We start from the raw sequence: 10,106 nt of genomic DNA, 5'->3' as shown, positions 1-10,106 counted from the left end.
AACATTAAATTAAGTGCTGCAGCAAATACTTACATTATTACTTCAATGTATAATGACTGCGTTATTTCAAACAAAATTGTTATTGAACCGGCTTAAGAGGTTAATTTAACCTCTTAAACTATTTTTTATTATATTTTTTTTAAGATAATTAGACTTTTTTTAATCATACTTTTAATAATTCATTTTGGTAATGTTTAATTACTATTAGCTATAAAAAAATAGGTGAATAATATTTTTTACTTATAATTTTAATTTTAAGTATTATTTATTATTTTATTAATATAATGGAGAAAAATTATGAAATATAAATTTTTGTCAGTTATTTTATTAATTATGATATTTTCCGTCGGTGCTGTATGTGCACAAGATAATTCTACCGATGATGTAGACATTATCTCTGCAGGCAGTGACGACGTTATATCTTTGGAGGATAATCCCATTATATTGCAAGATAATGGAACCTCTGATGTAGATGAAATTCACATCAATGATACTAATTATTATCAGTACTTTGATGAGAATGGTACTATGAATGATAATATCTCTGCTGATTCTACTATCTATATTGATGGAGATATTATAAATAAGACTTTTATTATTGATAGGCCTTTGACTATTTTAGGATTTGAAAGAGCATGGATTTTTGAAACTTCATTTTCATTTATTGAAGGCAGTGACGGTTCAATTTTATCCGGTATATTTTTTGAAAATTATGGTGTTAGTCCTGTCACTATAGTAAATGCATCCGATATTACAATTTTTGAAAATTGGCTTTCTCTTGTGTCCGAAAATGCTACTTCACCTAGTGTAATTTTTGCTAATGCCGCTAATGGCTTAAACGTGACAGATAATTCAATTTTATATTGGGGAAAAACTGATGGTTACACTCCACTCAATGCAGTTACTATTGCCGAATCTGATGATGTAGTGTTTGAAGATAATGAGTTTGGTATTCAAATTCCTTCCTGTGATGTCGGATGGAAAGAAGACCCTGCAGGATCCGGAAATTGGGTAGCAAATCCTGTAAGTGAAGGAGTATTAATTAGAGATTCTAATGGCGTATCATTTAAAAGAAATAATATTCGCCTAAATTCCACAGAAATTTTAAGCGTAGCTGACTATGATACAGTTTACGTATTTGATATTAAGAATTGTGAGGATGTTGATTTTTCTGATAATACTATTAATGCTGAAGGTTTTTCATACATTTATGGAATGGTCATTAGTGGAGAAAACTTTAACATTGAAAATAACACCTTAAATATTGATTCTGTTTCTTATTATGCAAATGGTATTGATATTGAGGGTAATGCTAGTGGTACTGTCAAAAATAATAATATTGCTGTTACTTCTCCTTCTGTTGCATATCCTGTTTACTCTGCAATGTCTAATGGAGATGTTGATGTCGTCTATGTTGGAAATAATATTGCTGCTTCATCCGATATTGTTTACGGTATGGAATTATCCGGTAATAATGAATCTGTTTTCAGTAATTATATTGATTTATCCGGTAATAAAACTACAGGTATTGCCGCTTCATCTAAAGTTATAAATATTTCTAATAATACTATTATTGCATCAGGTGAAAATTTAGGCAATTCTTCTACTGGTGATAAATTTGAATCATACACTGTAGCCATTAATATTTATGGTTCACAAGCAGAAGTTTTTGATAATAATATCATGTCTACTGCTGCAGGAATTGTTACTCAAGGAGGTAACATTACTATAGGTAATAACACTATTTTTGTATTAGATAATGGTTTATGTGATTCTGCAGCTATTGCTGTTTTCATTGCCGATTCCCTTAATATTTGCGATAATAATATTACTTATTCCGGCAAATCTGACGGTACTTTTAATAATTATGCTATGTTTATTTTAAATTCCACTAATGTCAATATAACTAATAATGATATTACAGCTAAAATCCCATCTGCTCCTGTGGACTGGCAGGAAATTCCTGCTGGATCTGGAAATTGGGTAGGTGTTCCTGTTTCTTTAGGTATTAGGATGTCTGCGGTGAATGGTTTGGAATTTGCTAAAAACAGTATTGATGTTTCATACGATAATGTCACTGGTGATTTTGATACCATCTATGGGGTTTATATGGATGCCTGTGACGATGCTAAAATTTATGATAACAGTATTAGTGCTGATGGTCATTCATACGTTTACGGATTATTGATTAGTGGTCAAAACTTCGATGTCTTTAATAATGGTATTCATTCTTATTCTGATGAATATTATGCATGCGGTGTTGATATTGAAGGAAATGCTTCTGGTATAGTTCGAAATAACATTATTACTGCTCAGGCTCCTGTTGTTTCATATCCTGTTTACTCATCAATGTCTGGTAATGAAGTATATGCAGTTTACTTTAATAATACCATTTTTGGTAAGGCAGACATTGTTTATGGTATGGAATTAGCTGGAAATGATGAATCTGTTATTCAAAATATTATATTGATTGGTGGTAATAAAACCACAGGTATTGCAGCTAAATCTGATGTTTTAAATATTGAAAATAATACTATTACAGCTAACGGTTTAGATTTAGGAAACACTACTACAGGAGATTCATTTGAACCTGAAACTGTTGGTATTAAAATTATTGCAGGTAATGCTACTGTCTTTGCTAATAATATAAAGACTGCTAATGAAGGTTATACTGTTAATGTAACCGATACTGATGCTGTCGTTACTTTCAATACATTAGTATCTAAATTACTCTACGGTGATTATAGTGTTTATTATACAGGAAATGCTACAGTACATGATAACTATCCTGATTATGATGCTTTTATAGATACTGAAGATGTTGTTTTGTTTTATAAAAATGGTACTCGTTTTGTTGCAAAATTACATACAATTGATGGCATTCCTCTTATTAATGGAACAATTAAATTTAACATCAATGGTGTAGAATATGCGAGAAAAACTGATGAAAACGGTACAGCAAGCATTGCTATTAATTTAGATCCTGGAAAATATGACATTGTAACCAGATTTGATCCGGAAAACGCTACTTCAGCTGTAAACGAGAATACTATTGAAGTTTTACCGACTGTATATGGTGATGATCTCGTTAAAACATTTAAAAATGAAACTCAGTACTATGCTACTTTCCTTGACGGTCAAGGAAATCCATTGGCAGAAGGTACTAATGTAACATTCAATATTAATGGTGTATTCTACACTCGTCAAATAAATGGCAGTGAAGGAAAAGCTAAATTAAATATTAACTTGAACCAGGGAGAATATATTATTACTGCATATCATCCTATAAATGGTGAAATGCATTCTAATAACATTACTGTTTTACCTTTAATCCAAAGTAATGATTTGGTAAAATACTTCAGAAACGAATCACAATTTGTTGTTACCATTTTAGGTGCTGACGGCAATCCTGTCGGTGCCGGTGAAAACGTAACCTTCAACATCAATGGTGTATTCTACACTCGCCAAACCAACGAATCAGGACAAGCTAAATTAAATATTAACTTGGCACAAGGAAACTACACAATTACAACTATGTACAACGGTTGCAGTGTGGCAAACAACATTGAAGTATTGCCTATATTGTATGCTAAAGACCTGGTCATGAAACAAGGTACTTCCGATCAATTCAGAGCTCAGCTATATGACGGTCAAGGTAATCCATATTCTGGCCAGAATATTACATTCAACATACATGGTATATTCTATCAGAGAACCACTGATGATGACGGATGGGCTGCACTCAACATTAAATTAAGTGCTGCAGCAAATACTTACATTATTACTTCAATGTATAATGACTGCGTTATTTCAAACAAAATTGTTATTGAACCGGCTTAAGAGGTTAATTTAACCTCTTAAACTATTTTTTTTTAAAAATTAGAAATTGTTTTTAAGATATTCCAAACTTTTTTTAATGGAATCTTTGGTATTTACTTCAATCATGTAGATGCCATCATAATTTTTCTTATCAAAAGTAGTGATGATATCTTTAAATTGAATATTGCCTTCACCTAATGGTAAGTGTGTGTCATCATCACCCATATTATCATGCACATGTATGTGTTTAATCGAATCAAAATACATTTCATCTGGAGATATTCCTGAGTGGTGAGCATGACCAATATCCAAAGTCATTCCCATGTCATATTCTACAAGTATTTTATTTAATCTGTTCATGTCCTGATAAATCATACTTTCAAATGCAGGCATATTTTCTATGGTGGTATTAACGCCTAAGTCTTTACTGTATTCTCCGATTTCTTTAATGGAATTATTGGATACTTTATAAATCTCTTCGGGCATGTCTTTAGCAAGAAATGGAATTAAACCCGGATGCACAACAACAACGCTGGCATCAATTTTATTTGCCAAATCAACTGAGTCCTTTATTTGGGAAATGGAACTTGCTCTACTTTTTGAACCTAATGCTGCAATATTAACGTCCATGAATGGAGCATGAATTGTATAATCCAAATTAAAACTATTCAATAAATCCAAATCAAACTCTTCAGTAGGATATTGATGCAGTAATTCTGCATATTTAATGCCTAAATTTTCTATAAACTCTAAACTATCATTTAAACTGTCATTAAATGTTGCTAATGTTGATGCTCCAATTTTCATTTTAATCACTTTCTGACTGCAGTTATTTCCAGCCCCATTTCAATGGCTTCAATAATAATATATGCCATTTCATTGTTATTTCTTATTCTGATTTCTCCTTTTTTGGACGTTGTGGCAGTAAGTAAATACTCTCCACCCACAAATACATCAAAGTTTGATCTTCCATTTTCACGACCCAAGTCCAAAATTAGCTGTCTTTTTGTATGAATTATATCAATTTCAAAGGGGTCTGAATTTTTATGCGTTTCCTCTAAAACTTCAACACCAAGTGAAATTCCAATTTTTTCTTCAATTTCTGCTATTCTTTTACCGTTTTTACCGATAATCTTTGGAATTAATTTTTCAGGAAGATAAATATTTGCACGGTCCGGTGAAATGACTTCAACTTCAACTTTTGATTTTTTAGGTAAAAACCTTTTAATTCTTCTTAAAATTTCATTTTCTGCAATGTTATCGACTGAAGACTTATCTGTTGAGCTCGATGGTTTATTAACTAAATCCAAATCCATTACTATGGTCTGTTCACCATATGTGTAAATTTCATTTTTCAGCTCTCCGCTTTCAAAGTCACGAACCTCAATAACTGGTCTTGCCAAATCTGCTTCTTTCATTCCACTTGGAACTTTAACGGTCATTTTTGTTTCATAAACGCTTTTGATTTCACCGTCTTCGATATAAATGCTGGTGTCCACAATTGATGGGATAACACCAAGCTCCACCCTTGAGGCAATACGCTGAATGGCATCGATAGGTCTTGTAGCATGTACAACACCAATCATTCCAACACCGGCCAGACGCATGTCTGCGAAAATATTGAAGTCATGATTCTTTCTCAATTCATCGTAGATGGTATAATCGGGCCTTACTAAAAGCAGTACATCAGCAGTATTCTCCATACTTCCTTCCAATGGTGCATATTGTGTTATTTCATCAGGAAGCTGTAAATCCCTAGGTGATTCCATGGTTTTAACAATTTTATTTAATTCACCAGAGTAATATTTTGCTATAGCCTGTACAAATGTTGATTTTCCTGCACCCGGTGAACCTGATATCAGGATACCTTCAGCATTATTGTTAATCCGGTCCATTAATTTATCACTTAAGTGATATTCGTCCAAATCAATATCTGCAACAGGTCTGACTGCTGTAATTTCTATTGCTTCTGAAAATGGTGGTGTAGCTATTGAAATCCTGTATTCTCTTGACTGAACAACAATTGATCCTTCTTTTACAGACTCCAAATATGTTTTTGCATCAGTTCTAGCCTTATCCACTATTTCATCAATAATTTCTTTAAGCTTTGCATGATTGTAGACTTCATCAGATAATTTAATAAAGTTAATATGTCCTGGTGTTCCTTTTTTTGCCATTGGACAGACATTTTCTTTTAAATGAACAGACATGGTTTCATCATCAAAAAATTTGGCTATTGACAATTCCTTTTCCACATATTTCTGTTCGTAATAATAAACTGGAATTCCCTGAGCTTTTGCGGTTTCGGCCTGAACTTTGTCATTTGTCAATAGGGTTCCGAATTCAGATTTTGCCAAATCTCTGATTATGGCATCAATTTCACCACTTTTTGCATATTTGATATCATAATTGGTAGGTCTTTTGCCTTTAAATGAAACTGAAAGCTCTCCTTCATACTGTAATTCCTGTAAGTTTTGCAATTCATTTAAACCGGCAATACCTTCAAGCCTATTTGCATTTGCCTGATGTTCTAATTCACAGACAACCGCTTCGGGAACAATAATTTCCGGATAATCAAGATTTTCTTTTTCTATAACTTTACTTACAGCACCAATAATAACGGCACTTGTATCTGGTATAATTGTTTTCATCTTAATACACTTCATCAGGGTTAAAAACTCTTTTCTGATTTATTTTCAAATCTTCATCTTTTAAATCATCAATGTCTGGTGAATTTTTAAAATCTAAGTCTCTGAAAAAGCATGAATAATAGCCTTCGTGGCAAGCTGCACCATTTTGTTTGATTTTGAGTACAATTGCATCCATATCGCAGTCAACAATAATTTCTTCAACTTCCTGAGTGTGTCCGGATGATTCTCCTTTTAGCCATTGTTTGTTTCTTGATGTACTCCAATAATGAGCTTTTCCCGTTTCAATAGTTTTTTCCAAAGCTTCTTTATTCATATTAGCTATCATTAAAATTTCACCACTCACAGCATCTTGAGCTACTGCTGTAATTACATTTTCACCATTAATTTCATGTCTAAAATTAATTTCCATAATCATTCACCTTTTAAATATGATACAATATTTTCAATTTCAACTAATTCCTGCTCACCGCTTTGCATATCCTTAATTGTTACTTTATTTTCTTCTAAATCATTTTTACCTATAATGATTATTTTAGGAACTTTAATTTTATCGGCATAATTCATTAGTTTTTTGAACTTCTTATTGTTTAAATCAACATCACATCTGATGCCTGATCTTCTAAGGGTTTGTGTTATTTCATAGGCTTTCAGCCTAACATCATTTGAAATTGGTGCAATATATGCATCAAGGTGTGATTTGGTTTCTTCTTTATCAGTCAATTCCTCAATAGCATTCATTAATCTGTCAAAACCGAGAGCAAATCCTGTTGATTCAACTTCCTGACCACCGAATACTTTAATTAAACTGTAAGTTCCACCGCCGCAGACCTGCTTTTGAGCTCCAAGACCTTCAACATAAATTTCAAATACGATTCCGGTATAGTAATCAAGGCCTCTGGCAACACCTAAGTTTAGGGTATAATTGGTCATGTTAAAGCAGTCTAGTAAATCAACTAATTCTTTTAGTTCGTTAAATGCTTCCTGTGGCTCTTCATAGTCTTTAATTAGTTCTTCAACTTCATTAAGAATGCTTTTATCGCCAACCAAATCTATCAGTTTAAGTAAAATCTGATTTAGTTCATCATTTGAAATGATTGGGTTGTCTCCGCTTAAAGATTCAATTAATAAATCCTTATCTCCTTTATCAATGACAACCATCAGTTCCCTTTGGGTTTTTGAATCAACTTCAAAGTGTTTGAATAAACCACGAATAATACCTAAATGGTTGATATTAACGTCAGCACCTGTAATTCCAAGGGCTTCTATTGAATCACTGCACATTGCAATAACTTCGGCTTCGCCTTGAGGAGATTTGGCGCCAATCAATTCACATCCGAACTGCCAGAACTGTCTAAACCTTCCTTTTTGAGGTCTTTCATATCTAAAACAGCTACCATAATAATATAATTTAATAGGTTTTGTAGCAGTTTTTTCAAGTTCATTCAAATATAATCTGGCAACTGGTGCAGTAATTTCCGGTCTTAATGTTAATTCACGATCAGATTTATCCTTAAAATTATATAACTGGTCGACAATTTCTTCTCCGGATTTAGTTGTAAAAAGTTTTAATTCTTCAAATAATGGGGTTTTAATTTCCCTGTAACCATAATTTTCAAAAATGTATCTTAAGGTACTTTCTGCTTTTTTTCTCTCTTCCATCTCTTCAAATAAAAAATCTCTTGTACCTCGAGGTCTCATAAATTCCATATCAATTCTCCTTCTATTGAACTACCTCAACTTTATTAATGTGAAGTGTATATTCTATTATATTTTAGTTTAATACCTTAATATATAATATCGATGTAATGTTATATTATATTTTGTTCTGATAAATGTCCAGGTATCATTTGGCTGGTTCTTGAAATGGATATTTTTCCTAAAAAATTTTCAGATTTTTGCCAAAACTAAATGATTGATTTTTGATTTGTTGATGGTGTTTAAATTTGAGTGAAAAATTAAAAAAAGATAATAATATGGTATATTATTATCTAAATCTAATTATAAACGATTTCATCAATTATGTAAATTGGGGTTACGATATCTATTGGGTTTAACCTTTGATTATTATGGCTTGTAATGTCCATTCGTGTATTATAATATGGTACATAAATAGCAGCACTAACACCAAATATGGTTATAGCTGCACCAATACAAACAACAGCTATAATCGGGTTCCCTGTTATTATTGATGCAATAATTCCACCCATAACTAGTACAACTGCTGTCAATCCGGATACACAAATAAGTACTGCACCTAATGTGGTATCTACACTTTCTTTATAGATAATTGGGCCGTAGTTTCCGTGGACTATTTTATTTCCGTTATATATGACAATACCTTCGCCTACATTTAAGATATTGTCTCCATCCTGATATGCATAGTTTCCTTTAAATGTGCAGTTGTTGAGTTCCAGTCTTCCGTAGTTGAAGATTGCTCCTCCTTTGGAGCAGTAATTGTTGATGAAACTGCAGTTGTTACATACGCAGTATCCTGTGTTTAGTATTGCTGCTCCCCAATCAGGATCAAAGTAATAATCCATTTTGTTGTCGTGTAATTTCACGTAGTTTAAGAAAACTGTACCGCCTTTGTTTTCTATTGCGGTGTTGAATCCGCCTACTTGGATGTTGGATGCAATGAAAATGGTTTTAGTGTTGGTTATCCATTTGTCTTCATTTCTAACTTCATTTTTTGCCATGATTGATGAGTCGTTTCCGTAGAGGGTTATTATGTCGCAGCCTGTTGCATCCAGATTAAGGCAGCTGTTGGAGTTGATGGATAATTTATCTGTAAATATGATGTTTAATTCGCGGATTTCATCTTCCTTTTTTGAAAAGAATTTTGGATAGTTTTTCTTTGCCAATAATTTTGCATAGTCATCAGCATTATTGATATATACTGTTCCTATTTGTGTGGTGGATGTTTTGTAATTTGTTTGATATGCGGCTGTGAAAACTTGGTTAAAGTATATTATTTTTGTGAATGAGAATTGTCTGATGTAGTCAATTCCTGAATATTCTCCATCACCTTTCATATCTATGTTTAATACGAAATCTCCAATAGTGCTATTGTAGGAGCAGAAATATGATGTTTTATTGTCTGCCAGGTAATTTACGCCACCTAAAGCAATGGCTTTATATAATAATGGGACAATGTCGACTTGTCTGTCATTTTCAAATGGGCTAATATCAATCCAGTTTGTAATGAGCAGGTCATCTGCACAAATATTGATTTTTTTTCCGTCAATAAGGGGTAATTCGTTTGAGTTTAAGTTTTTGGCGGTGATGTTTTTTCGTCCGGGATCTAGATAAATGGCTTCTCTAGTTAATAGGGAGATACTGTTTGTAAAATTACAGTTGCTTATTATATTGTTTTCTCCAGCCATATAAATGGCGCCAGCTATGCCCTGTGCTGTATTGTTTATGAATAATGTGTTGTTAATGATTCCATTATTTCCTTTCCAGGTTATTGCTCCGCCGTTTATTGCGGTGTTGCCAGTGAATATGCAGTTGTCAATTAAACCGTTGTTTCCTATCCAGTAAACAGCACTCATGTCGGTATGTGTTGAGGATATAACAGGACCAATAGTGATTTCACCTATTTTTGGCATATCTTTTATATTTGGCATAATTGGGATG

The 10,106-nt window shown here is 32.7% G+C and carries 6 protein-coding genes; 1 reads left to right on the top strand and 5 read right to left on the bottom strand.

Translation table 11 applies throughout. The features are described from left to right. Nucleotides 1-297: 297 nt before the first annotated feature. The gene (locus ACKI5C_RS07845; RefSeq protein WP_407432604.1) at nucleotides 298-3,840 is read left to right on the top strand and encodes a hypothetical protein; all 3,543 of its coding nucleotides are present in this window, start codon (nucleotides 298-300) and stop codon (nucleotides 3,838-3,840) included. 39 nt (nucleotides 3,841-3,879) lie between these two features. Here the strand turns inward: ACKI5C_RS07845 and ACKI5C_RS07840 are convergent, their stop codons facing one another. From ACKI5C_RS07840 to ACKI5C_RS07820, 5 genes are all read right to left on the bottom strand, one after another. Then, nucleotides 3,880-4,626, bottom strand: coding sequence for a sugar phosphate isomerase/epimerase family protein (locus ACKI5C_RS07840; RefSeq protein WP_407432603.1), 747 nt, complete (start codon nucleotides 4,624-4,626; stop codon nucleotides 3,880-3,882). A gap of 5 nt (nucleotides 4,627-4,631) precedes the next feature. Next, nucleotides 4,632-6,470, bottom strand: coding sequence for a PINc/VapC family ATPase (locus tag ACKI5C_RS07835; RefSeq protein WP_407432602.1), 1,839 nt, complete (start codon nucleotides 6,468-6,470; stop codon nucleotides 4,632-4,634). Nucleotide 6,471: 1 nt separating this feature from the next. Continuing rightward, on the bottom strand, nucleotides 6,472-6,879 hold the full coding sequence (gene hisI / locus ACKI5C_RS07830; protein ID WP_407432601.1) for a phosphoribosyl-AMP cyclohydrolase: 408 nt from the start codon (nucleotides 6,877-6,879) through the stop codon (nucleotides 6,472-6,474). 2 nt (nucleotides 6,880-6,881) lie between these two features. After that, nucleotides 6,882-8,177, bottom strand: coding sequence for a histidine--tRNA ligase (gene hisS, locus ACKI5C_RS07825; protein WP_407432600.1), 1,296 nt, complete (start codon nucleotides 8,175-8,177; stop codon nucleotides 6,882-6,884). A gap of 287 nt (nucleotides 8,178-8,464) precedes the next feature. Further along, the coding region (locus ACKI5C_RS07820) for a hypothetical protein (protein WP_407432599.1) at nucleotides 8,465-10,106 on the bottom strand (1,642 nt) is incomplete at its 5' end.

Origin of the sequence: Methanobrevibacter sp. (assembly GCF_045646045.1) — an archaeon.
In the GTDB taxonomy this organism is placed as follows: Archaea; Methanobacteriota; Methanobacteria; order Methanobacteriales; family Methanobacteriaceae; genus Methanocatella.
Note: the sequence above shows the minus strand (reverse complement) of the source record. Positions and strands in the feature narration are given on the sequence as shown.